Source organism: Vibrio sp. 10N.239.311.G01 (genome assembly GCF_041465805.1).
Classification (GTDB): Bacteria; Pseudomonadota; Gammaproteobacteria; order Enterobacterales; family Vibrionaceae; genus Vibrio; species Vibrio crassostreae_C.
On record NZ_JBFSRM010000003.1, the window covers coordinates 216,960 to 241,984 of the forward strand.

Here is a 25,025-nt window from a genome sequence, read left to right on the forward strand (position 1 = left end):
AATTCACTCCTAAACAAGTCCCATCTGGACGACTCCAGGTGCTAAAATTAAGATGACAATAGGCATCATAATAAGTAAAATCAAAGGTATACTCATTTTAGCGGAGAGTTTCCCCATCTTTTCCTCAACGGTAAGTAACTGCATTTTACGCATATCCTCAGCCAAATCAGATAAGATCATGGAAATAGAAGATCCGTATTGAATATTTTGAATAATAGTCAAAACAAAGCTCGACATTTCAGGGGAAGGAACGCGTTCAGACAAGTTGTATAAAGCTTTATCGATACCCTGAATCTTGCCAAAGTCTGACGTTTTTTTTATCTGATAGCATAAATCACGATCAAAGGTTTCTAGTTCCTTTGACAAATAGGCAAAAGATGCCTCTATTGTCATACCGGTCTGCACACAAACAGACATCATATCTAGTAAATAGGGAAGATTTATCGAAATCTTTCTGACAACCGCCTTTTGCTTTAAACTTAAGATAAGGTCAGGGAGGAGTACAGCTGTGATCACACTAACAACCACTAATATAAACTTAGTTTCTATAGCAATGTCCGCTATCCAAACAAAGAATAAGAGAACCGCGAAAAATAAAACTTTAATTGGAAAATAATAAATAGCCAGTTGAGGGCTGTGAATACCAGCATCCCTAACTTTCTGCTCTAACTCCCCTCGGTATTCTTTACCAAACTTGACAATAAATGAGTTAATTCTAGATGATCTATGCTTTTTTTGTGTTGCGCTTAGCAGAAATTCTATTCTTTTTTCTCTCTTCAAATCAACTAACATATTAATTGCCATATACAAACCAAAAGCAAAAACAAATAGTATAATAATAGTATTCATAATTTCACCCTTTTAACAAGAAGCCACACTATAAATAAACCTAACAATTCACTACCTAACACATAATAAAGTATCCATTGACCTTCTGGATCATGGAGAATAAATTTAATATTGTCTGGGTTCAAAAAATTTAGCATTATTGCAAAACACAATGGTATGGCTGCCACTATTTTTGCTGATATCCTCGCTTCAGATGTCATCGCCATTTTTTTTCTTTCCATTGCACGAGCATCGACTAACACTCTAATCAACCTAGCTAATACTCCCTTAAGTTGGCCTCCACGATTCAGATTGGCTCTTATTGCAATCGTAAAAAAAATGTATTCAGGGTAGGGAAAGACCTCACAAGATCGCTTTAAAACATCCTCAGAATTTTCACCTAGACGAAGTCGGTCACCCATTAACTTAAATTCTCGCCCAACTTCACCATCCATATTCCCCCCAACGAATATAAATGCCTGCATCAGGCTTTCACCAGCAGTCACCGCACTCATTAATATATTCAGAGCATCAGGAAATGTCCGCTGAAATGTTTTTCTTCTAACCGTTTTAAGCCTAAAGTAACCGAAGAATAATAAACACAAGATTGAAACAATCATAATAAACATTGAACGAATATAGAAAAAATGATAAATCAAATAATAGGATATAAAAACACTGAAAATAACATAAAATAAAACAATTAGTTTTGCTCTTGAACCTAATATTCCTATAGTTGGATGTAGGTCTCTTCTAATACTTCTCCAACTTGCTCTAGGCAGCAGTCCACTGATATCAATCACCGAAATATCATCTTCTTTTTGCGTCTTTTTCAATTTTGGAAAAAAATTAACCACTTTTGATTTTTCATCATCAAAAAGTAAAAATATGGCAATCCCAAATAAAATAAAAGATATCCAAATGATCATGTCCCTACCCCTTTAAAGGATTCCATCAGTTCATTATATAAACCGAAAAAATGGGCTTTTCGTACCAAGTGGGATCTCTGCATGATACCTTCTGTAACAAACTTGCCTTTTACATTCTCACCATAATTGACTTCATCATATTGGAAGGAAAATATCTCTTCCATGACAACACTATCCCCTTCAATTCCGACAATTTCTGAGATGCTTGTTACTTTTCGAGAGCCATCTCGTAAACGGTTCACTTGCACAACCAGTTCAATTGAGCTGACGATAGCCTTACGAATAGCATCCAATGGCTGGTTTAAGTTTGCCATCATAATCATAGATTCGACTCGGCTGATAGCATCTCTTGGTGTATTAGCATGTAGGGTAGACATAGACCCTTCGTGACCGGTGTTCATCGCCTGCAGCATCTCAAACGCTTCTGAACCACGACACTCACCAAGAATAATGCGATCAGGTCGCATACGAAGCGCATTAATCACCAAATCTCTCTGTGTCACTAGGCCAGTACTTTCAATACTCTTAGTTCGCGTTTCAAGTCGAACTAAATTAGGCTGTTGAAGCCGAAGTTCAGCAGCGTCTTCTATTGTTATCACCCTCTCATCATCACTAATATAATGTGATAAAGCATTGAGTAACGTTGTTTTACCTGAACCTGTACCACCAGAAATCAAAATATTTAACCGACAACGAGAAGCAATCGATAACGCCCTTGCCATATCTAAAGACATAGAATTAAATTCGACCAAAGATTCCATCGTGATATTTTGCTCACGGAACTTACGAATAGAAATCGTCGTACCATCTAAAGCAATCGGAGGAATAACGATATTTACTCGGCTACCATCTTCGAGTCGGGCATCCACTGTAGGGGATAGCTCATCAACTCGGCGACCAACTCGAGAAGCGATCTGTTTAGCAATATTAAGAAGTTGGTCTTCATTGACAAAAGTAATATCTGAACGTTCCAATTTACCGTACTTTTCATAAAATACTTCATTTGGGCCATTAACAAGTATGTCAGTTATCGAAAAGTCTTCAACAAGCGGTTGAATAGGTCCTAATCCAAATAACTCATCTAGCATACTTTTAACAATACTTGACCGCATCATTGCCGTTACTGGACGCTCATTATTGCTAGAAAGTACATCAACAGCACTTCTAACTTGTCCCTCTAAATCATTGCGATTCATGGTTTGAATCGCTTCGACATCAAGCGCTTCAAAAATCTGAGTGCGAAAAGATATATATAGCTCTTTAGTTGTGCTCATCGTGCCACCAGTCTATTTAACCAACCCTGATGTTTTTGCACTGATTGACCATTTATTAAGTTTGATAGGTCCTCAATTGTTTTACGAATGCTTTTCTCATGTTTATGAGCTCGCTTACCTTCTACGATTAAATGAGACAGCCTTTTACAATAAGGCATATCAATATCAACTTTTGATTCAAGGTATTTTGTTATATCACCTTGTCCAATAACGAATGTACTCTCTGGTCTATGATGGTTGGCCAGAGTAATTATTCGAGTTCGACGACTTTGTGACACTTGATTTTGTTCGAGTGCTGATAGCAATGTACGTGCATTTCTTACTGATGAAACGGAAGGTTCTAGGACAACGATGATTACATCATAAATTTCTATTAATGCATGCGGGGTAATTTTAAAATCGATACTTCCAGAAAAATCCTCGATAATAAAATTAGCACTTCTATTTAATAGTTCACATAATGTTTGATTATAATCATAAATGAATTTTTGGTCTTGCTCTCCTTGCAATGACAGCAGTCTAAAATTTTTCCTCACTTGCGTTAAATAACTTAACGCTCCGTCATTATCTAATTCGTGAATTGGGACAGAATATTCATCAATCAATCTAGATTGAAAATTTTCCAAACCAATTAACACATCGATATTTGAGTCACTGTATTGGTGATCGACTAATATTGTATCAATACTTTGCGTAGATAACATTGAACTCAACTCAGTGGAAATCAGAGAAGTACCTACCCCACCTTTACTACCCACAACAGCAACGCGCTTTGCCTTACGCTTTTCACTCACACCAGAAAAAGATTCTAAATTTGCTTGAACATTTAGTATAAAGTCAGAAAATTCAAACTTATTAATAGGCCAATATAGATAGTAAAATCCCATTTCTTTTAATTCACGAAGCTTAACTATAGAGTCCTGCTGTCCTATAATGATCAGCCCTTTTCGGGTAGGAAGATGACTAGCGAAATTTTGAGCATCGTCCGCCATTGTTTCTGAGTTACATAACTCCAGTAAAACAATGTTTGATTTTTGTTCTTCATAGAACTTTTTATTTACATCCGTGTTTTTAATAAATTGTGGTTCATCCCAACCTTCAAATTGAAACATTTCTTTTACGAGATCAACGCACTCCTGCGATTGATACACTAATACGCAATCAGATGGACCATTATTAATGCCTGACAAATCTTCCGAAGCTGCGGACTCTTTCATTGTTTTAACTAAATCAAACATTATAATCCCTCCACGAGCCTTTCCTTGTGAATAACCTGCCCCACTCTTGCCGCTTCCACAAAACAGTTTTGGCTTACATCAACACCTTCTACAGAAGCAAACTTACATTTTTCCTGTAATAGAGAGTGGTAGATCACTGTAATTTTAAGATCTTTGTCTAATTCGATATTTTTATGCACACTGAACGCCTCAGCAGACAGTGGTAACTTTTCAAATTCATTCACAACATTGTCAATCAAATTTTTTGAATTTCTATTCCTATACTCAAACTTATAAGAGGCTCCGGGATCTATATCGTTAACTTTAGCGATAAGATTACTTAACTGCTCTTTGGTTTCAGGAATAGATTTGACACTAAATTTATAGATATGAGTCTCTGGGTAGACTAAGTATTCACTACCTTTGCCATTAAGATAACGCTCCGCGCAACCCGAGATAAGAAACATCATGACCACTATTACAATTAATTTCTTCATTGTATAAATCCTCCTTGAGATAACAGTTCAATTGTAGGATCACTACCACTGTTTGCTTCAGCTGGAGAATCGATATTGAGCCAACGATGAAATGTAGAAGTCTTATGCATTTGAGGCAGCTGTACCTTCTTACTTTTTATTGGTTGAACCAAATTCACTGTCGCGACAATTAACAATTCGGTTCTTCTTCTATCTGTCGAAGATTTTCTAAATGCCGCGCCTAAAATTGGAATATCACCTAGTAGGGGGGTTTTCTGTAACTCTTCCAAGTCAGAGCTACTCATTAGCCCGCCCAGTACGAAACTGTCACCATCACCCAACTCGATCGTCGTCATGGCTCTACGCGTTGCCAATTGTGGAACCTCAATGCCTGCCGCTCGAATATACCGCTCGACTTCGCTCACTTCGGGAAGCAACTGCATACGAATACGCTCTTCGCTCATCACATTGGCCGTCAAACTCAAACGAACACCGAACTCTTTAAACGTAATATTTATATTATTGTTCGTGGTTACGATTACGGGAATTTCCCCACCGACTAAGAAGCTCGCGGACTCACCGGAAATAACGGTCAGATTTGGTTCTGCTAAAATTTGCGCGACATTTTCATTGCCCAATGCTGTAATAACAGTTGTAAGGTCAGCAGCGTCGAACTGTTGGAATAGAAACTCTCCGACACCCGCCCCCACGCTTGACCAATCAACACCGACTGTCTGCGCAAAATTTTCAGTTACTTGAGCGACCGAGATTTTGACGTTAACCTGCTGCGCTGTTGCGACCTCAAGTAGCTCTAAAATCCCATCCCAAGTCATATTTCTAGCAAAAACCATATCTTGTGGTTCTGGAATATCGATAAGATCGGTTTCTATTTCAAGCAATCGAGTCGCTTCATACTTTGCGACTTTCTCACGCCCCAGTAGGGTTGCGACCATCCGATATATATCATCACGCTGCTGGTTAGAATCAACCACACCGCTTACCGCAACTTGCATTCCGACGGACTCTAGCTTAATGTCTAGCTTTGGATAATGGAGTTTAATCTGGCGACGAACTTGGCTCAGATCCACATCGACGATGATTTTCTCGGACAATAGTAATTTATTGTTTTTGCCATAGATTTCGAGTCGCGCTTGCCCCACTTCTTTCGCAAAAACGACAATTGTTTTTTCATCGATAACATTATAATCGGCTATATCTGGTGCGCTAATAAACACTGTTGTGATCGTTTCATTGAGAGAGATATGCTGTCCTTCAAATTGAGTAATATATCGCTGTGAAGCGAATACCATTGAGTTTATCAACAGCAGATTCATCACTAATACCCATCTCGTTATCTTTGCTGTTATACCCATTACAGTTCGCCCCCTTGAACGGTCTGACGTCTTGAACCTCTTAACTCCGACACTCCACTATAATTTTCAATAACATTTCTAACGTCAGCATCAATCGGAACTTCATAGCTATTACTGCGATACACCTCCAAGTGCATCGTTTTTTCAGCAAGCGACACTCTTGCAATATCTACCGGATCAATCTCAATAATGACAACAGCTTGCCCGGTTTCCTCACCTGCGGATGCCGCCGGCTGAAACGTAGAATCGAGATTACCATCATCACCTTTGCTGCCACTCGACGTACCGAGCACCTTAGCTCGCTTAAGAAGCAAATTAGCATTAACACCATTAAAGCCAATACGTCTATCAAGGTCACCGGACAGATTTTCCACCGGCGAGCTTATTGATAACACATCAACATAAATTCCAGGTCTTATATAATCTAATATTAGGTTAGTACTGCTGACTAATAGTGGGTAAGGCTCTTTACCTTCTGATATAAGCAAATCAATATATCCAGGAGAACCTTTTTTATTTTGGTATTCGGGTAAAACCAAATCACCTTGGGATAAATTTCTATTAAGTAATGTGGCTGGAGAAAAATCTAAATTTACATCAGCCTTAATCCCTTCCCCAATGGCCAAACTCTTAAGAATTTGCTCTCTCTTAACCAAAGAAGCATCGATCGGTTTCCCCTTAACGAGTTGGATGTTTGCTCGCCAGACCTGAACGTATTCTTCAGTTTTTTCAACCGTAGGTTCACTCGTCTTATTTAGGTTCTGATATATTCCATAACCGCCGATTGCAACAGCTGCTACAGCAACAAACAGACTGAGACTTTTTTTCATACAAAACCTCCTGTTACAACATTTTTGAAAATGACCAGAGCAAAACCACTACAGATCGCAACGCCATATGGAATACCTTCATTCGTCGGTTTTAAAGTGCTTAATCCATCCCAAATATTGGAACCATATTTCCCACAAAAATGAAGTAGTAGATAAGTAACAGAAATAACTCCACCAATCAAAATCACCAATATAGTGGCTACAAAAATATCGTTCGCTGGTATCGCTAAAGAGAAAGCCAAAATAAGCTTAACATCGCCCCCACCAATAAAATTTGCTAACCAAAAACTAATAAGAACGACACCTAAAACAAAAACAATCAATATCTTACTAAAATCTGAGGTCGTAAACCCTAAAGTAAAAGAAGCTATCGCAATAATTACGACATATAAATTAGGTATTTCTCTCTCCGTTATATCTTTAAAACATATTATCAAACTAAAGAAAATAAGAGTAATAAATGCGGATATATATAACATAATTTACTCTCATAAAAATTTACAAGTAACACTTTATCAAATGAAGTTATTAGCTACCTAATGTCAAATTTCGGTAATATTAGGTAGCTAATCAAACCTAAAATTAGTCGCCAAGGCTAAGATTTGTTTTAATAGTTGCAAACGACGTTTCCAAAGTGTCTACAAAACTAGTCGCATCTGTATAAAAAACTGCGATTAACATGGTTGCCATTGCAACAGCGATTAACCCATATTCAATCGCGGTAACGCCTTTTTCATCATTTTTAAGTTTATTCAAATAATTGAGCATATTTACGTAAAGTTTAGTAATCATGATGCCATCCTTTTTTCATGCTTCTAGTGCAAAGCAATTAGATCTTAGTAATCAGATCACTTTCTCACATTCGGTTACTATCGGTTTCCCCGATATCAAAACCAAAAATACACGCGATTTAAAAGTGGTTATTTTTTCATATTACCTATCTAATTAATTTTAAGGGATTTAGCTTCTAAATTAATATTTATTCTTGAAAATTAAGTTCATTGCACCCAAAGTTAAAATGTGATCTACATCACACTTTAAATTCAAATAGTGCCAATTCAGATTATTAGTATTAGCCTAATACTTACGGTGCAAAGCCTGTAGGAGGGAGATATGAGGCTCACTTTAGACAATTTAATCTCATTTCATACTGTTGCCTCTGAAGGTTCGTTCAGTTGTGCTGCGAGGAAACTAGGTAAATCGCAATCAACGATAAGTGGAGCGATAAAAAATCTAGAACAAGATTTAGGATATTTTCTTTTTGATAGAGGTGGTCACACCGTATCATTAACCGATAAAGGAAAAAAAATATATGCGCTAACCACACCAATAATAAGCAAACACAAAGAGTTAAGTAACATTGCTAAAAATCTATCAAATTCAAATTTAACAAAAATAAAAGTAGGTATTGACCTACTAATGCTAAATTCAAATGTAAGAAATGCTCTTATTGAATTTTCTGAGGAGTTTCCAGAAGTTGAGATAAACGTTGTAACAAAACCAAGCTATATTTTAGGTGATTATATCAATCGTAAGAAAATTGATATCGCGATAGGAAACCCCTATCACAAAACCATCTATAACTTTAATATAGAAGAATTATTTTTAGTTAATTGCATTTGGGTGGCGAGTAAAGAAGTCGTTCAAAACTCAAAATTCAATTCAAAAAACAATCGATTGTTATTGCTTGATGGATATAAAGATATTATTGATTATTCCATCATTTCAAGCCATAACATTTGGGTATTGGATGATATTAGTACTATCCTTGAACTCTGTAGCGCAGGGAAAGGGATAGCCCTTCTTCCACAGCATATCATTGAAACCAAAACAGTAATGAACAAATTAATAAAAATACCCAGTGATACTCAATTGTTTGGTAAGCAAATATATGCGTCCATGATCTGGCCATTGCACAGTGAGTTTGGAAAATATCATCAGTGGATTCATAACAGACTAAGAAGTACCTATCACCTATGAAACATGAACAACAGCTCTATTAAAATATGAAGTATCTCTGTCTTTCAGCTTCATTGATATTAATTAGTTTTAATAGTGAGGTCTCAGCGAAAGTGACTTATATGAGAGACTCGATAAACTCTTATGAAGAACTGCAAGAAAATCAAAGATTGCAGCGAATTGTGGTTCCGAAAAGCAAAAGAATACACGAAATACGAGCTTCCAAGACCGATCCACCCGTACTTCTATCCCATAAAATCACTGACAGCGTCAGCAATAAATATACAATATATCAAACTCACATTGAGCGTTCTGCAACAAAGTGGGAAATTCCATCATCATTAATCGTTGCTATGATACACGCCGAAAGTTTCTTCGACCCAAATGCTGTTTCCCACGCCTCTGCTATTGGATTAATGCAAATTCTTGTTAATGGTGGGGCTGCTGAAGTTTCACGCGAACTTTATGACAATAGACCTATCAGAGCACAAGATCTCTTTATCCCTGAATTCAATATTGATGTAGGGACCGCTTATTTGCATCTCTTGGAGACGAAGTATCTCAACAACATTCGCTCCTCTAGCGCGAGAAGACTACTAGCAATTGCTTCCTATAACTGTGGCTTATCTAATCTAATGAAATACTCCTTCGGTGATAAAGACATCAGTTCATTCTCCAAAAATATCAATAAGTTATCAGTTGATGAGTTATATACAATGCTAACAACACAATTACGTATTGCAGAAACAAGAACTTACGTAGCAAAAGTGTACAAACTAAACAAGCAATACCAAGCCTTGCTCAACTGATGCATATATTCTTATATGGCGATGGCGATCATTAAATTTCTAACCTAAAATTTGAATTGATAACAGCTCTGGTAATTGAATACAGTGGCAGGGTTGTTTCGATAATATCTTATAATAAACCGTGGACTTACACGTAGCGGATACCGAATCAAAAATAGCTGTAATTTCTTATCAATGTGGCTACAAGGATGTGTCGTATTTTTCAAGAATTTTTAAGAAAAGGACGGGCGTAACCCCTGCAAGCTACAGACGTGCCTGCACAGATAACAGAAAACGCTAATTTTACTCCCTAAAAGAAAAAATCATGGTACATTTAACATGATTTTAACAAAAATAACCAAAAATAACTTAGCGAAAAACATGGAGTTAGACAATGATTCAGCCTAACGAGTTTAGCCAAGAACAAGCAACAGCTCTCCCTACACCCAATGACATGATTTTAAAATGGGCAGAAGAACGCCCAGATGAAGTCTATTTGAAACAGATTATTAACCGCCAATTTGTCGAGTTTACTTATAAAGAAGTAGCCGACAAAGCTCTGAAACTGGCGTCAGCATTAGAAGGACTCGGAGCCCAACCTGGCGATCGAGTCGCTCTCGTATCGAAAAACTGTGCAGAGTGGTTCATCTGCGATCTTGCCATGATGTTAGGAGATTTTGTCAGCGTCCCAATCTTTCCAACAGCGGGGGCAGATACCATTCAGTACTGTATCGAGCATAGTGAAAGTAAAATTGTGATTGCGGGTAAGCTTGACGATCCTAAAGCCACTCAAAAAGTACTTGATGACAATCCGAGCTTGGTGAGTATTTCACTGCCATACGACAGCGCAGCGAAGTGCCAACACACTTTCGAGCAGCTCATTGAGACACATGAACCATCAACCAAACGTCCTCAGCATCACGACGATAAGCTGATGTCACTTGTTTATACATCGGGTACATCAGGGTTACCAAAAGGCGCAATGCTCACCTACGGCGCGTTTACTTGGTCTGTTCAAAGGTTGATTGACCATATTGGGATCCAACCTGGCGACCGCCTGTTTTCTTATCTACCGCTTGCTCATATTACAGAACGCGTTTACATCTTTGGTTCTTCAGTAATGGGAGGCGTGGTTACGGCTTTCCCTGAATCTTTAGACACCTTTATTGATGATGTGAAAATGCATCGCCCTACACTGTTTATTTCGGTTCCTCGCTTATGGACTCTGTTCCAGCAGCGAATCCAAGACAAATTGCCACAGAAGAAACTGAACTTCTTACTGAAGATTCCGTTTATCAACAACATCATTAAGAAAAAGCTTGCTGATGGTTTAGGGTTAGACCAAGCTCGCGTTCTCGGATGTGGTTCTGCACCGGTATCACCTGCTCTACTCGCATGGTATGAGAGTGTTGGCCTGCACATTACCGAGGCATGGGGCATGACAGAGTCTTTCGCCTACAGCACGCTCAACTACCCATTCAGAGCTGACAAGATTGGTACGGTTGGTAATGCAGGCCCGGGTATCGAACTCAAAATAGCTGAAGATGAAGAGATTCTAGTTCGAGGCAAAGGCTTATTCTCTGGTTACTACAAGAATGATATTGCAACCCAAGAGTCTTTTAACTCGGATGGTTGGCTACATACTGGTGATATCGGTGATATCGATAGCGAAGGCTACCTAACGATTCGTGGGCGTAAGAAAGATACCTTTAAAACCGCTAAAGGTAAGTTTGTTGCCCCTGTACCAATCGAAAACAAACTGTTTGAGTACAGCCGCGTAGAAATGATGTGTTTGATAGGTCTAGGCCTACCAGGACCAATCCTACTTGTGGTACCGCATGACTTCCCTAATTTCGATAGAGCTCGCTATGAGAAAACGACAAAGCGCGTTATCGAGAAAATGAACGAGCAGCTCGGTTCACACGAGAAGATCAAAGGTGTATTGATGATTAAGGAACCATGGAGCATTGAGAATGGCGTGTTAACACCAACTCTCAAAATCAAGCGACATATCCTTGAGCAGAAATACCATGAAGTTGGTCATAACTGGCCGAAAGATAAATTGGTGGTTTGGGAAGAATAATTAAAATCGAGAGGGAGCCATTATGGCTCCTTTTTTGTAAGCTCACATTATAAGTACTTAGTATAATCCGCAGCATCACTACTCTCGTAATCTAAGCCGACATCCTTTCTCATTCGATGACTTAACGATTCCAAGCAAACAACTTGTCTAGATTTAGTCGGCTTCCTCACCTTAGTATTATCATTGATTTTAAGTACCTGAGTAACAAATATACCGACCCAGCAGGTTATTGCTTTCATGTTCTCTCTCTTGTATTCCCTGTTTATTTATCGCTATTATGAAAACAACCTGTTCGATAAGCGAACAACCATTTCTAACAAGAACTATAAGAAGACGTTATGGATAATAGACTACGCCACCTTTCCTGACTTCGTTACTTCGAAGTCGCAGCTCGCTTGAGTAGCTACAGCAAGGCAGCAGAAGAGCTCTTTGTTAGCCAAGCTGCTGTCAGCCAAAAGATCCGTCAGTTAGAGGAACAACTAGAGTGCAAGCTGTTCATTAGGAAAGGGCGTGAAATGGCATTGACTAAAGAGGGTCGGACTCTCTTCCAACATGTGTCAGATGGATTTAAAGAGCTTGTTGTCGGGTTGAACAAGATCCAGTCTGAACCCTTACAAGGCGTTATCGTGGTTCGAAGTCTGCCATCTTTTGCATCGCGTTGGCTATTACCTCGGTTGTGGAAGTTTTCAGTCAAACACCCCGAAATACCAATCAAACTCCTCACCGAGAATGATACTCCTAAACTAAAATATGATGAGATTGACGTCGCGATTCTTCAAGGTGAGGATCTCCCTGTTGAGCAAGGTCTATCGCTTGAAGTCCTAATCAATGAACCTTTATATCCCTTTTGCTCACCTGCTCTTGCTAACTCTTTGAAGTTTTCGTCACCAGAACAGCTTCTAAAGTGTTGGCTGATCCAATTTAAAGGGGGGCACTATCTTTGGGAGGAGTGGTTCAAACGAGTAAATGTTCCAATCAAAAGTAGTACTGTCCAATGGGTAGAAGTAGGCACATTTGATATGGGTCTAACCACAGTCATGGCGGGTCACGGGGTTTGCCTAGCTACAGACAGCTTGGCTGGTGACTTCATCGAACGCGGCTTACTAGTGAAACCCTTTGATATAGGCATGACACCTGGGGTTCAAGTTAACTTATGTTTTGACCCTAGCTCGCCGAGGAAAGAACGTATTGAGGCATTTACTGAGTGGTTGCATGAAGAAGTGTCTGAAGTATCTAAGAGCTAACTTTAGCTTTGGCTTTGCAAAGATAACTCAGCATTACTTATCACACTCCGCGTTCACGTAACTCCTTTTATATAGATAGAGTTACGTGCGTGAAGTTTATTTACTCCCAAAAAGATTTTTTCATCTCTTCATTAGCCTGCTCTCGGGTAATACCAACATCTTCAAGTAAATGATCCGATAGCTCTGCTAGGTGTTTTCTCGTCCTACGATTCTGAAGATAAATCCTAAATTTAGAATAGAATTTCTTACCTGATAATGATGATAAGAATGAATGATGAGTATTTGATGTCGTTGTTATCGTGTTCATAATCGCTCTCCTATTGACGCTTTGCTTTCTTATGGTCAATAATCGACCTGTAACGCATTAGCGACAAACGATAGATACTGGTACTCAGTTAAGGAAAACTAATGTGAGAGAGCGAACGCCACCATTCCAAGGGATCTACTATTTTTATACTGCGGCTGAAACTGGCAGTTTCAAGCTCGCAGCAGAAAAGCTATTTGTCACGGCTGCAGCAGTCAGCCAACAAATTCGCCAACTTGAAGAATGGTTAGGCGCAGACCTGTTTATTCGTCAGCACCGAAAAATAGTACTCACTCATGAAGGTGAAGTGCTTTACCTGCAAGCTAAGAAAGGCTTTGCTCATATTCAAGATGGAGTAAGACGAATAAACCAAGACCCCAACCCCACTCAATTGTCGATTTCGACCGTGCCCTCTTTTGCACAACATTGGTTAGTACCTAGAATTGGCGACTTCCGCGACTGTCATCCAGATTTATCGATGTTAATAGAACCGACCAACAAACTGGTTACCTTTGAAGACTCGGCTGTCGATGTCTGTGTTCGATATGGTCATGGTAACTACCCAAACATTGAATCACGTTGGTTGATGGACGAAGTGGTTTACCCTGTCTGCCATCCTATCTATCAAGACAAATATGGAATCTATGACATCAGCGATCTGCATAAAGCAGAGTTAATTGAAGACCGTTGGCCTGATATGGATTGGAATCTATGGTTAGACGTTGCTGGGGCGAAGGCAGGACGTTCATCATTGCAATTTGATGGCTCACATTTTGTTTTAGAGGGTGCATTATCCGTTCAGGGCGTTGCCTTGGTTAAGCACAGCTTGGTGTATCGCTATTTGCAGGAAAAGAAACTCGTCCGAATCGGTAATATCGCGCTGAAGCCTAAATACAATTACTTTTTATGCGCGCCTCCAGGTTACTTCCATCGAGAAAAGATAAAACGCTTCGAAGAATGGATGCAGGCTCAAGTTAAATTGTTTGGTGACACTGGTAGAGAAGAGCTGTCGATTATCCACACCGATTACGAACTTAAATGGTCTGATAATTCATAAAGCGAAACTGGTATACTGAGCTCAAATAAATGGCGAGAACATCTCATGACACAAGACAATAATCCACTTCACGGTATCACTCTACAGAAGCTACTGACTGAATTGGTTGAACATTACGGTTGGGAAGAGTTGAGTTACATGGTGAACATCAACTGCTTTAAAAAAGACCCAAGCATTAAATCGAGCTTAAAGTTTTTGCGTAAAACAGATTGGGCTCGTACCAAGGTAGAGCAGATTTACATCGACTTAAAGCGTTAATCTCTCCCTACTTTATCTGTCCCGTGTTGATTAAATACGGGACAACCCCTGTGTCTACTTTTTAGGGGCCATATCAATATCACATCTCGCATCTCGCATCTCGCATCTCGCATCTCGCATCTCGCATCTCGCATCTCGCAGTATGTTACAAGCAATAAAAAGCCCCGCAAGCTTTCACTTGCGGGGCTTTTTTAGCTAATTGAGAAAAGGGCTAATTACTTACCAGCTTCTTTTTCTGCTTTAACTTTTGCAATCACTTCGTCAGCAACGTTAGTTGGACATGGTGCGTATTGTGCGAATTCCATAGAGAATTGGCCACGACCAGAAGTGATAGTACGTAGGTGACCGATGTAGCCGAACATCTCAGAAAGAGGTACGTCAGCTTTAATACGAACACCAGTAACGCCAGCTTGTTGATCTTTGATCATGCCACGACGACGGTTAAGGTCACCGATAACATCACCAACGTGATCGTCTGGAGTGAACACGTCAACGTTCATGATTGGCTCAAGAAGTTGCGCGCCAGCTTTAGGCATAGATTGACGGAATGCGCCTTTCGCTGCGATTTCAAATGCGATAGCAGATGAATCGACTGCGTGGAAACCACCATCGAAAAGTTCAACTTCAACGTCTAGAGTTGGGAAGCCAGCTAGTACGCCGTTTTCCATCATAGATGCGAAGCCTTTCTCAACTGCAGGCCAGAATTCTTTAGGAACGTTACCGCCCACAACTACAGAGTTGAACTTGAAGCCAGAACCTGCTTCGCCTGGTTTGATACGGTAATCGATCTTACCGAATTGACCAGAACCACCAGATTGCTTCTTGTGCGTGTAGCTATCTTCAATTGCTTGAGTGATAGTTTCACGGTAAGCAACTTGAGGAGCACCTACAGTTAGGTCAACGCCGTATGTACGCTTAAGGATATCTACCTTGATGTCTAGGTGAAGTTCACCCATACCTTTCAGGATAGTTTCGCCAGTCTCTTCGTCAGTCTCAACTTGGAAAGATGGATCTTCTGCAACCATTTTACCGATAGCGATACCCATTTTCTCAGAACCGCCTTTATCTTTTGGAGATACAGCGATTGAGATTACTGGAGTTGGGAATACCATTGGCTCAAGCGTTACTTGGTGCTTAGGATCACATAGAGTGTGACCAGTTTGCACGTTCTTCATACCAACGATCGCAATGATGTCACCAGCTTGTGCGCTAGTTAGTTCGTTACGGTCATCAGCTTGCATCTCAACCATACGGCCAACACGTTCAGTCTTGCCAGTGAATGAGTTAAGAATCGTGTCACCTTTGTTCAGTTTACCAGAGTAAATACGAACGAAAGTTAGAGCACCGAAGCGGTCATCCATGATTTTGAATGCAAGCGCTTTGAAAGTCTCATCTGTAGAAACGATAGCGTGTTCGCCAGTTTCTTCACCGTTCTCATCCATTAGAGGCTGAGGGTCAACTTCAGTTGGTGCTGGTAGGTAATCTACTACAGCATCAAGGATAAGTTGCATACCTTTGTTCTTGAACGCAGAACCACAGAACGTTGGGAAGAATGCGATATCACGAGTACCTTTACGGATACAACGCTTAACGTCTTCAATAGAAGGCTCTTCACCTTCCATGTAAGCTTCCATTAGGTCATCGTCTTGCTCTACAGCAGTTTCGATTAGCTCTTCACGGTATTGCTCAACGTCATCAACCATGTCCGCTGGAACATCTTTGATTTCGTAGTTTTCAGGAAGACCAGTGTCATCCCAAACGTATGCTTTACGGCTTAGTAGGTCTACAACACCAACGAACTCGTCTTCACGGCCGATTGGTAGAACCATTACTAGAGGAGTTGCACCTAGAACGTTTTTAACTTGGTCAACAACGTTGTAGAAGTCTGCACCCATACGGTCTAGTTTGTTAACGAAGATCAGACGAGATACTTCTGATTCGTTAGCGTAGCGCCAGTTAGTTTCTGATTGAGGTTCAACACCACCAGAACCACAGAATACACCGATACCGCCATCAAGAACTTTAAGAGAACGGTATACTTCAACTGTGAAGTCAACGTGTCCAGGAGTATCGATAACGTTTAGACGGTGATCGTTCCAAAAACAGCTTACAGCTGCTGATTGGATAGTAATACCGCGCTCAGCTTCCTGTTCCATGAAGTCAGTCGTTGATTCGCCATCATGTACTTCACCAGTCTTGTGGATTTGACCAGTTAGCTTAAGGATACGCTCAGTGGTAGTTGTTTTACCCGCATCAACGTGCGCGAAAATACCAATGTTTCTGTATTTCGATAAATCTGCCATTGTCTTACTCTGTTAATAGGATATAAAATGCGCGCAGAGTATATCACAATCTGTGAAGACTGATAGCTTTGCATGCATTTGGGACTAAAAAACTTTGCCTTTTTCTAACATATAGAAAAAGGCAATCTGTAGAAACAATCTAAATGATTGTTTAGTTTAGTGCTAATCTAAAGCGCAATTGGCGTTTTAAGTTAGACTGAATTTCTGCTGTATAGAGTAGCTGAAGTGAGCTCAATTACAACTCATCAAAAGCATTAATTGCTTCTGATAATTTTTTCACACCGTGGATCTGCATTCCTGGAATGCCACCTTTCGGCATGTTCGCTGCCGGTACAATCGCTTTCTTGAAACCGTGTTTAAAGGCTTCATTAAGACGTTCTTGCCCACTTGGTACCGGTCGAATCTCACCCGCTAAGCCTACCTCGCCAAATACCACCACATCTTTTGGCAATGCGCGGTCTCTGAAACTCGAAAGTAATGCCATCACTAAAGCAAGATCAGCACTGGTTTCGGTTACTTTAACACCACCGACGACATTCACAAACACATCTTGGTCAGCCATTTGTAAGCCCCCGTGTTTATGCAGCACCGCTAATAACAACGAAAGTCTGTTTTGTTCTAAACCAACTGCAACACGGCGCGGATTTGCCAGCTGGGAATAATCCACCAGTGCCTGGATTTCAACAAGAAGTGGACGTGTCCCTTCCCATACCACCATAACAGAACTACCTGACGTTTCTTCTTCGCCTCGAGATAGGAAAATAGCCGATGGATTACTGACTTCTTTAAGGCCTTGGCCTGTCATTGCAAACACACCCAACTCATTGACCGCACCAAAACGGTTTTTGTGACTACGCAGAGTTCTGAATCGACTATCGGTTCCGCCATCTAATAAAACAGAACAGTCAATAATGTGCTCAAGTACTTTTGGCCCTGCTAAGGTGCCGTCTTTAGTTACGTGTCCAACTAAGAACACAGCAACGTTATTCTGCTTCGCGTATCGCGTTAACGCCGTTGCCGACTCACGAACCTGGGCAACACTGCCCGGTGAAGATTGAACATCAGCTACATGCATAACTTGGATTGAGTCGATGACCATGATCTTTGGCTGTTCTTTTTCAGCAACCTGGCAGATCTTATCAACGTTGGTCTCAGAGAGCATCTTTAGGTGCTCTTTTGGCAACCCAAGTCTAGAAGCGCGCATTGCAACCTGCTGTAGGGATTCTTCGCCGGTTACATAAAGTGTCGGTAATTGAGAAGAGAGCTGACACATGGTCTGCAATAACAGCGTTGATTTACCTGCCCCAGGGTTACCACCAATCAGGATCGCAGCGCCAGGAACAACACCACCACCGAGTACGCGATCGAGTTCTTTGAAACCACTGCTAAAACGTGGCACTTCTTGTAGATTAATTTCAGATAATGTCTGAACGCTCGATTCTGTTACAGAACCAGCATAACCAGATAATCTTTCATTGCGCGCTACCTGAGGTGAAGCGGCTAACCTAACTTCTGTAATCGTGTTCCAAGCACCACATGCGTTGCACTGCCCTTGCCAACGTGGAAAGTCAGCGCCACAGTCATTACACACATAAGCTCGTTTTGCCTTAGCCATAAAACCTCAATAATTTGCTTGGTAACTGGTAAATGTTACTATTTTGTGACCTTGTTGACCGTACGCATTAAAATAAACGTTGCAGTCATACCACTTATACTTAAAGATCGATTGAAACTAGCCGATAACATCAATGCACCGTCCATTCTAACAAGAAAAATATGCAGCAATCTGAAATTCTATCTGTAGCAGAACGACTTATCCCGGCTTACCACGCCGAAGATTTCGAATTCCTTCTTTCACAAATGACAGAAGGCGAATCGCCGTCTCTAAAGCTACTCGTTAAAATGGAACTGAATCGTATCATGGCTCCGTGTACAAAGAGCATTGATTTACGCGGGCGTATTGATAATGAATGTCGCCAGTTCACGCTAGACGGCCGTAAACACTGGCTTGATGACATCGCTTTGAATGCTTACCAACGCGGCACTAAAAAGTTTAAAGGTTACACAGAGGGCACGTGGGAGTTGGTAATGACACCACGAACTCAGCCACTTCGCAGTGTTGTTAATATCTCCTCTCAAAATAAACATGACATCACCAATGCGAATAGTCCATATGAAGCAGAAGCGATTAACTTGGGCTACGATTTAAAACGTCAAGAAAACAGACTCAAGATCAGTTCACAGGTTGAAGTGACAACATCTAAAGGTCAAAGCCTACATGGTGTGACAGTTGATATATCTCCGTCAGGCGCAAAATTCAAAGTACCAAGCACCTTTCGATACAATCTTGGTGAAATCATTAGTGTTAAATTCACAGAGTTGGTTGAGAAATCTCTAGAGATCGATGTTAACAAAGCCATTGAATTTCGTGTTTTGGGTATCGACGAATCTTATGAGAACAACGCGGTCAAATTTCTAAGAACCATCAAGGTAAGCGACAACAATATTGTGGCTCGCTTACTCGATGAGTCTTTAAATAGCACCAGTAAGAAAACCAGCCATGAGAATCAAGATAGGATTATTCGAACTCGTACTCGAGGAATCGAACATACCTATCTAAAGCATACTTGTAACCTACCCCTGTTTTTCAGCGGCAGCGAACTAAAGCTTGCCCTACTGACGGATAACAACCATCCATTATGGCAATATTGGCACGACGAACGAAATCAACAAGCGCTGGGTACCCTGTTCAACGAGCAACGTATGAACCTGTTGGCGAAACCAGGAGTGAAGGGAACCAGTAACGTTATCTACTCTTTTACCCATGAACACCAAAACAATACCTTGTTCTATTCAATGATGCTGCCTGAAGCCTCTCGTGAACAAAGACAGCTGTTCTGGCACATCGGTGGCAAACGTAAAAGTTGGAAGGCGTTCAAGTTCTCGGTTTTCGAACTTTCAGACACTGAGCGACAAGCATTAGCTAAACACTCGGATACGCTGGCTCAAAGCTCAGCTCAACTGACGCATTGCGGAATCTTGCAAGAGATTGGCGATCACGAAAGTGCGGCGGACTATCTTCTGAGTGAAAAGCCACGCATTCCAAGCAGTGAATTGAACCGCTTCCGTCACCCGCGTACTGTCGTCGGCAATATTCAAAGCATCTACTTTGACTCTCAGACTCGTCGTAAAGAGCCGAGATACCAATTTAAGTCACCGTTGCAACTTACATCACAAGATGGCACAGCGGCGAACGGACACACCTTAGATATTTCGAAGCGTGGACTGAGCATTAGCCTTGAACACCCAATGGTACTCAAGATTAATGATCCGGTATTAGTGAACTTCAATGAACTGCAGCTCTATGACAAGAACCTGCCACTGAGCACAGTGCCTTACCACGTAATTCGAGTGAGTCCGAATGGTCGCAACGTGCAGTTGGTTATTGCCGAGAACGCCAAGACAATGCGTACCATCGCTTTCCTTAATGGGCTTATCGATCAAAACCAAAGTAAGCTGATTAAGAAGCAAGAGATACTGCCAACACATTCGCTACTCGAATCACTGCACAACATTTTGTTGAGCAAGATGGTCAGTAACCCAATATTCATTGATAAGCCAAGTTCAACGCTGCGCTGTAAGATCATTGGTGTGAATTTCCCATTGAATAAGCATCTAGCCTTGCTCGCAAAGCTTGGACACAATCAAAAGTTCTCACTCGAACCTATTTTCAAAGGGCACTCTAACTCGCTACTGGCTGAGCCACTAAAAAGGATTGAAGGGGCAGAACCTAAACACCATGACGTCTACATTGCTGCGGTTAAGTTTGGTGACAAGATCCAATCCGTACATACGAAACTGGTCAAAGATTTCACGTCTGCAAAAGAGCGAATCTTATTCATTAAGAAGGCACAGCACTTAGGTGACGTATACGTATTGCGAGTCACGACAGCTCCCATCTTTAATCCACTCACCAGTTTATTCCAATCGGATTTAGAAGAACTTGCACGAATCAGCATGCACCAGGCGAAGAAATTAGAGAATGAGGTGACGGCGTTTATCGGTTATGGCGAGATAGAGGACATTACCGATGAAGTGCTGATTCGATTGGAGCTAACACGCTAGCCTCGAGTGGCGTATTAACTTAAGCATGAAAATTGAAAAAGCAGGCTGATAGCCTGCTTTTTTTGTGTCTGAGCCACTATTGCTAAATAAGATACATAGCCAATAGCACTTAGGTAGAGCCCCTAAGGTTTCGCTTGCCAGCTGATCTTCTGTTGCTTAGCCAATACACCCGACAAGATACACAGCACACCGCCTAAACCTGCGTAACGAACAGCAGTTTGAGCTTGCTGCTCTACTTTTGGTTTTGCGTGGTAGGCAATGCCTAAACCTGCAGAGCCCATCATCACCAAGTCATTGGCACCATCACCAACGGCAACGGTATTATGTAGTTCCAATTCGTACTCTTCAGCCAACTCTACCAAGATATCCGCTTTGGTCTGCGCCGAAACAACATCGCCTAAGACTTCACCCGTCAACTTACCGTTGACGATCTCAAGCGTGTTTGATTGAGCATGGTCTAGATCAAGGGTATCTTTCAGGTAGTCAGAGAAGTAAGTAAAACCGCCTGATGCAATCGCCGTTTTCCAGCCAAGCTTATTTAGAGTATTCACCAGCCCGACCAAGTCTGGCATGAATGGCAATGACTGACGCACTTGCTCTAATATCGATTCATCCGCACCTTTCAGTGCTCCTACTCGTTGGCGCAGGCTCTGTTCAAAGTCGAGCTCGCCTTGCATCGCTCGTTCTGTGATTTCAGAGACTAACTCTCCCACTCCAGCTAGCTTGGCAATCTCATCAATGCATTCAATTTGAATCGCTGTGGAATCCATATCCATCACGATCAAACCTGGCTTAGATAAGTCTGGGACCTCGCTAAGGCAAGCATAATCAAGCTTTAGCGCTTGGAGGATTTCTTCGTGTGCTGGCGTTAGATTGCCTGACATCAAAGCCACTTCATAATGCCCAACCTTCCACGTATCGAGGATGGTGTTGTAAGTGCCAGTGAAAAAGTCGATGTCATCGAAAGATTGTGGAGATAGGTACTCACCAAACACAATCCAATTGGCCTTGGATTTAGCGAGTTGAGAAGCGAAACAAGTCTCGGGGAGTCGAGTTAATAATGTCGTATGCCTTTTTATCGGCAGATATTTCTGAGCGTCCATGTGTATGATTCCTAATTAACTATGCTAAACGTTAACCTATTGCAATTTGAAAACGCAAGTCTCAATATGTCTTAATCATAACATTTGTTTATTTCAGGCTTCGTGAAACATGAATGAATCATTGTTCTCAATACGTAACGCTTTACGAATGCTAGCCCTCATTTTGTTGGCTACCATGTTCGTTGTAACGATTAAAAATACGGTCGTGATCAGTAAAGGTAACGAGAAGATCCAAGCAAAACAGTTGGAAACTCTTACCAAGCTGCTTATCTCTCAGGCATCACTTTCAGCCAGCAAGATGATCACGCAACAAGACCAAGAGCGATTGCTTGATCTGACTAACCAGCTATCTCAAGACCGACTGGTGTTCGATACCACCATCTATGATGCAGAGGGTATTCGACTGGCTTCGAGCGAAAAAGCCCTCTCGGTACGTGAGGTTCTTGGCTTAGATACACCACTTTCAACAGCAAGTATCGGCAGACAACAGTTAGTTGAACCTATTTATTCTCCAGAGAAAACGATCATCGGCTTTATTCGAGTGACTTTTGAAACCGGTAAGATGACGGCGATTTCTGATCACCACTACCGCAAAAGTGATCGCTACATGATCGGTATGGTGTTGATGGGGTTTGTGAGTGGCTTGTTGTTCATCATGCTGATTCGCAGAAGACCAACTAAGTCTGGTGAGAACTTACTATTGAAAAATGTAAGCTCATAAACACACTAGGCTGACAATAAATACTAGACTCAGAATAAGTACAGCAATCCAATAAAAAGCCCCGACGCTCAGGCAGCAACGGGGCTTTTTGTTATCTGTTCACTTATCAAGCTAAGACAAATCAAGATTATTCTTGGTCACCAAGCAACACTGAGTCTAGTGCGATAACCATCATGTCGTTGAAAGTCGTTTGACGTTCATCTGATGTCGTTTGCTCACCAGTCTTGATGTGGTCAGAAACAGTACAGATCGTTAGAGCTTTTGCGCCGTATTCAGCACATACACCATAGATGCCAGCCGCTTCCATCTCTACGCCAACAATGCCGTATTTGTCCATTACTTCGAACATCTCTGGATCTGGCGTGTAGAACAGCTCAGCCGAGAACAGGTTACCGACTTTTACGCCGACACCGAGAGCTTTGGCTGCATCTTCTGCCGCGCGCACCATTTTGTAATCCGCAATCGCCGCAAAGTCATGATCTTTAAAGCGAATACGGTTCACTTTAGAGTCAGTACATGCGCCCATGCCGATCACCACATCACGCACTTTGATATCTTCGCTCACTGCACCACAACTGCCCACACGAATGATCTTCTTCACACCAAAGTCTTTGATAAGCTCAGTCGCGTAAATAGAACAAGATGGAATGCCCATACCGTGTCCCATTACCGAAACCTTACGACCTTTGTAAGTACCGGTGTAACCAAACATGTTGCGAACGTCGCACACTTGAACCACTTCTTCTAAGAAGGTTTCAGCGATGTATTTAGCACGTAGCGGATCGCCTGGCATTAAAACTACGTCAGCGAAATCACCCATTTCAGCATTAATATGTGGAGTAGCCATTGAAAATATCCTTAATCTCAAAACAAAAAAAGAAGAGAGAGGTTTCCCTCTCTCTTCGTTAACTATTATAGAAAGCTTGTACCGTGTCCCATTGGCGATGTACCAAAGTATGACGCTAAGCTTTGACCGATATCAGCGAACGTATCGCGACGGCCTAAAGAACCGGCTGGAACCTTCTGACCGTAAACAATCACAGGGATGTGCTCACGAGTATGGTCTGTACCTGGCCATGTCGGATCACAACCGTGGTCAGCAGTTAAGATAAGCACATCGTCTTCTTTCATCATATCGATGATTTCATTGATGCGACCATCGAAGTACTCAAGTGCCGCTGCGTAACCAGCAACATCACGGCGGTGGCCGTAAGCTGAGTCAAAATCAACGAAGTTAGTGAACACGATAGTGTTGTCGCCCGCTTCATTGATCGCATCTTTGGTTGCTTCAAATAGCGCAGGGATACCTGTTGCTTTGGTTTTCTGAGTGATGCCACAACCCGCGTAGATATCAGAGATCTTACCGATTGAGTGAACGTTACCGCCCTTCTCATCAACCAACTTCTGAAGAATGGTAGCTGCAGGTGGCTCAACAGAAAGGTCACGACGGTTACCAGTACGTTCGAATTGACCTTTACCTGGGCCAATGAACGGACGAGCGATAACACGACCAATGTTGTAATCTTCTAGCTCTTCACGAGCAATCTGACAAAGATCTAATAGGTTTTGCAGGCCGAATGTCTCTTCGTGACAAGCGATCTGGAAAACAGAGTCTGCAGAGGTATAGAAGATAGGCAAGCCAGTCTTCATGTGCTCTTCACCTAGGTTATCTAGGATTTCCGTGCCAGATGAGTGGCAGTTACCTAAGAAACCAGACAGGCCTGCACGCTCAAGGATGCGGTCAGTCAGTTCTTTTGGAAAGCTGTTCTCTTTGTCGGTGAAGTAGCCCCAGTCAAACAGTACAGGAACACCCGCGATTTCCCAGTGACCTGATGGCGTGTCTTTACCAGAAGACAGCTCAGCAGCGTGACCGTAAGCGCCAATGATCTCAGCGTCTGCATCCATACCAGGAGCAAAACGACCTGTAGACTCTTTGTGAGCCATCGCTAGACCTAGCTTAGACAGGTTTGGCAGTGCCAGTGAACCTTTACGATCTGCATTGTCTGCAAGACCTTGGTCACAATGATCTGCGATGTGGCCCATAGTGTCAGAACCTACATCACCAAATTTGTCTGCATCCGCTGTTTCACCGATACCGAATGAATCTAAAACTAAAATAAATGCTCTTTTCATTTTCTTCACCAACTTATTGC

At 41.4% G+C, this 25,025-nt stretch carries 22 protein-coding genes and 2 pseudogenes; 9 read left to right on the forward strand and 15 right to left on the reverse strand.

What is annotated here, in order from left to right; genetic code table 11:
* Nucleotides 1-9: 9 nt before the first annotated feature.
* The 9 genes from AB6D06_RS03815 to AB6D06_RS03855 all read right to left on the reverse strand — a co-directional run bounded on the left by AB6D06_RS03815 (nt 10) and on the right by AB6D06_RS03855 (nt 7,719).
* The gene (locus AB6D06_RS03815) at nt 10-849 is read right to left on the reverse strand and encodes a type II secretion system F family protein (RefSeq protein WP_017060815.1); all 840 of its coding nucleotides are present in this window, start codon (nt 847-849) and stop codon (nt 10-12) included.
* The gene (locus tag AB6D06_RS03820; protein WP_198599063.1) at nt 846-1,754 is read right to left on the reverse strand and encodes a type II secretion system F family protein; all 909 of its coding nucleotides are present in this window, start codon (nt 1,752-1,754) and stop codon (nt 846-848) included. Before AB6D06_RS03820 ends, AB6D06_RS03815 begins: the two co-directional genes overlap by 4 nt.
* Nucleotides 1,754-3,031 carry a CpaF family protein gene (locus tag AB6D06_RS03825; RefSeq protein ID WP_102428928.1) on the reverse strand — a complete coding sequence of 426 codons (1,278 nt, stop codon included), beginning with the start codon at nt 3,029-3,031 and terminating at the stop codon, nt 1,754-1,756. The genes AB6D06_RS03820 and AB6D06_RS03825 overlap by 1 nt, the downstream gene beginning before the upstream one ends.
* Nucleotides 3,028-4,269 carry a hypothetical protein gene (locus tag AB6D06_RS03830; RefSeq protein WP_017060818.1) on the reverse strand — a complete coding sequence of 414 codons (1,242 nt, stop codon included), beginning with the start codon at nt 4,267-4,269 and terminating at the stop codon, nt 3,028-3,030. The genes AB6D06_RS03825 and AB6D06_RS03830 overlap by 4 nt, the downstream gene beginning before the upstream one ends.
* The gene (locus tag AB6D06_RS03835; RefSeq protein ID WP_017060819.1) at nt 4,269-4,745 is read right to left on the reverse strand and encodes a hypothetical protein; all 477 of its coding nucleotides are present in this window, start codon (nt 4,743-4,745) and stop codon (nt 4,269-4,271) included. The genes AB6D06_RS03830 and AB6D06_RS03835 overlap by 1 nt, the downstream gene beginning before the upstream one ends.
* Nucleotides 4,742-6,058 (reverse strand): type II and III secretion system protein family protein, encoded by a 1,317-nt coding sequence (locus AB6D06_RS03840; protein WP_372057959.1) that lies wholly within the window; start codon nt 6,056-6,058, stop codon nt 4,742-4,744. Before AB6D06_RS03840 ends, AB6D06_RS03835 begins: the two co-directional genes overlap by 4 nt.
* 38 nt (nt 6,059-6,096) lie before the next feature.
* On the reverse strand, nt 6,097-6,927 hold the full coding sequence (locus AB6D06_RS03845) for a hypothetical protein (RefSeq protein ID WP_017060821.1): 831 nt from the start codon (nt 6,925-6,927) through the stop codon (nt 6,097-6,099).
* Nucleotides 6,924-7,406, reverse strand: coding sequence for a prepilin peptidase (locus AB6D06_RS03850; protein ID WP_372099627.1), 483 nt, complete (start codon nt 7,404-7,406; stop codon nt 6,924-6,926). Before AB6D06_RS03850 ends, AB6D06_RS03845 begins: the two co-directional genes overlap by 4 nt.
* Before the next feature lie 103 nt (nt 7,407-7,509).
* The gene (locus AB6D06_RS03855) at nt 7,510-7,719 is read right to left on the reverse strand and encodes a Flp family type IVb pilin (protein WP_017060823.1); all 210 of its coding nucleotides are present in this window, start codon (nt 7,717-7,719) and stop codon (nt 7,510-7,512) included.
* 321 nt (nt 7,720-8,040) lie between these two features.
* On the opposite strand from AB6D06_RS03855, the gene AB6D06_RS03860 reads away from it, so the two are divergent.
* From AB6D06_RS03860 to AB6D06_RS03880, 5 genes and pseudogenes are all read left to right on the forward strand, one after another.
* On the forward strand, nt 8,041-8,907 hold the full coding sequence (locus AB6D06_RS03860; RefSeq protein WP_017060824.1) for a LysR family transcriptional regulator: 867 nt from the start codon (nt 8,041-8,043) through the stop codon (nt 8,905-8,907).
* Nucleotides 8,908-9,008: 101 nt separating this feature from the next.
* Nucleotides 9,009-9,695, forward strand: a complete 687-nt coding sequence (locus AB6D06_RS03865) for a transglycosylase SLT domain-containing protein (RefSeq protein ID WP_157939983.1) — start codon at nt 9,009-9,011, stop codon at nt 9,693-9,695.
* 136 nt (nt 9,696-9,831) lie between these two features.
* Nucleotides 9,832-9,975, forward strand: a pseudogene (locus AB6D06_RS03870) (helix-turn-helix domain-containing protein); the annotation flags it as partial.
* A 93-nt stretch (nt 9,976-10,068) separates the two neighbouring features.
* Entirely contained in the window at nt 10,069-11,757 is a 1,689-nt protein-coding gene (locus AB6D06_RS03875) for an AMP-binding protein (RefSeq protein ID WP_017060826.1), read from the forward strand.
* A gap of 338 nt (nt 11,758-12,095) precedes the next feature.
* Nucleotides 12,096-13,001: pseudogene (locus tag AB6D06_RS03880) on the forward strand (LysR substrate-binding domain-containing protein).
* Between the two features lie 100 nt (nt 13,002-13,101).
* On the opposite strand, the gene AB6D06_RS03885 reads toward AB6D06_RS03880, so the two are convergent.
* Complete coding sequence (locus AB6D06_RS03885) at nt 13,102-13,308, reverse strand: DUF1127 domain-containing protein (protein ID WP_102331947.1); 207 nt, start codon at nt 13,306-13,308, stop codon at nt 13,102-13,104.
* A gap of 103 nt (nt 13,309-13,411) precedes the next feature.
* Between AB6D06_RS03885 and AB6D06_RS03890 the strand changes: the two genes are divergently transcribed.
* Nucleotides 13,412-14,362 (forward strand): LysR substrate-binding domain-containing protein, encoded by a 951-nt coding sequence (locus tag AB6D06_RS03890; protein ID WP_372109938.1) that lies wholly within the window; start codon nt 13,412-13,414, stop codon nt 14,360-14,362.
* A gap of 45 nt (nt 14,363-14,407) precedes the next feature.
* Nucleotides 14,408-14,620, forward strand: a complete 213-nt coding sequence (locus AB6D06_RS03895; RefSeq protein ID WP_012604684.1) for a VF530 family DNA-binding protein — start codon at nt 14,408-14,410, stop codon at nt 14,618-14,620.
* A gap of 215 nt (nt 14,621-14,835) precedes the next feature.
* Here the strand turns inward: AB6D06_RS03895 and fusA are convergent, their stop codons facing one another.
* Together fusA and radA are read right to left on the reverse strand one after the other, a co-directional pair.
* Nucleotides 14,836-16,923, reverse strand: coding sequence for an elongation factor G (fusA, locus tag AB6D06_RS03900; protein WP_017058825.1), 2,088 nt, complete (start codon nt 16,921-16,923; stop codon nt 14,836-14,838).
* 235 nt (nt 16,924-17,158) lie between these two features.
* On the reverse strand, nt 17,159-18,538 hold the full coding sequence (gene radA / locus AB6D06_RS03905; RefSeq protein ID WP_010436213.1) for a DNA repair protein RadA: 1,380 nt from the start codon (nt 18,536-18,538) through the stop codon (nt 17,159-17,161).
* A gap of 161 nt (nt 18,539-18,699) precedes the next feature.
* Here radA and AB6D06_RS03910 point away from each other — a divergent pair, with 161 nt between their 5' ends.
* Entirely contained in the window at nt 18,700-21,048 is a 2,349-nt protein-coding gene (locus tag AB6D06_RS03910; RefSeq protein WP_372109939.1) for a PilZ domain-containing protein, read from the forward strand.
* 122 nt (nt 21,049-21,170) lie between these two features.
* On the opposite strand, the gene serB is transcribed toward AB6D06_RS03910, so the two are convergent.
* Nucleotides 21,171-22,151: a phosphoserine phosphatase gene (gene serB / locus AB6D06_RS03915; RefSeq protein ID WP_372109940.1), complete on the reverse strand. Its 981-nt coding sequence runs from the start codon at nt 22,149-22,151 to the stop codon at nt 21,171-21,173.
* Between the two features lie 109 nt (nt 22,152-22,260).
* Here serB and AB6D06_RS03920 point away from each other — a divergent pair, with 109 nt between their 5' ends.
* Nucleotides 22,261-22,872, forward strand: a complete 612-nt coding sequence (locus AB6D06_RS03920; protein ID WP_372103579.1) for a YtjB family periplasmic protein — start codon at nt 22,261-22,263, stop codon at nt 22,870-22,872.
* A gap of 127 nt (nt 22,873-22,999) precedes the next feature.
* Here AB6D06_RS03920 and deoD read toward each other — a convergent pair whose 3' ends face one another.
* Both deoD and AB6D06_RS03930 read right to left on the reverse strand, forming a co-directional pair.
* Nucleotides 23,000-23,719 (reverse strand): purine-nucleoside phosphorylase, encoded by a 720-nt coding sequence (gene deoD, locus AB6D06_RS03925; RefSeq protein WP_017063285.1) that lies wholly within the window; start codon nt 23,717-23,719, stop codon nt 23,000-23,002.
* A 65-nt stretch (nt 23,720-23,784) separates the two neighbouring features.
* Nucleotides 23,785-25,005: a phosphopentomutase gene (locus AB6D06_RS03930; RefSeq protein ID WP_136977832.1), complete on the reverse strand. Its 1,221-nt coding sequence runs from the start codon at nt 25,003-25,005 to the stop codon at nt 23,785-23,787.
* Between the last annotated feature and the right edge of the window lie 20 nt (nt 25,006-25,025).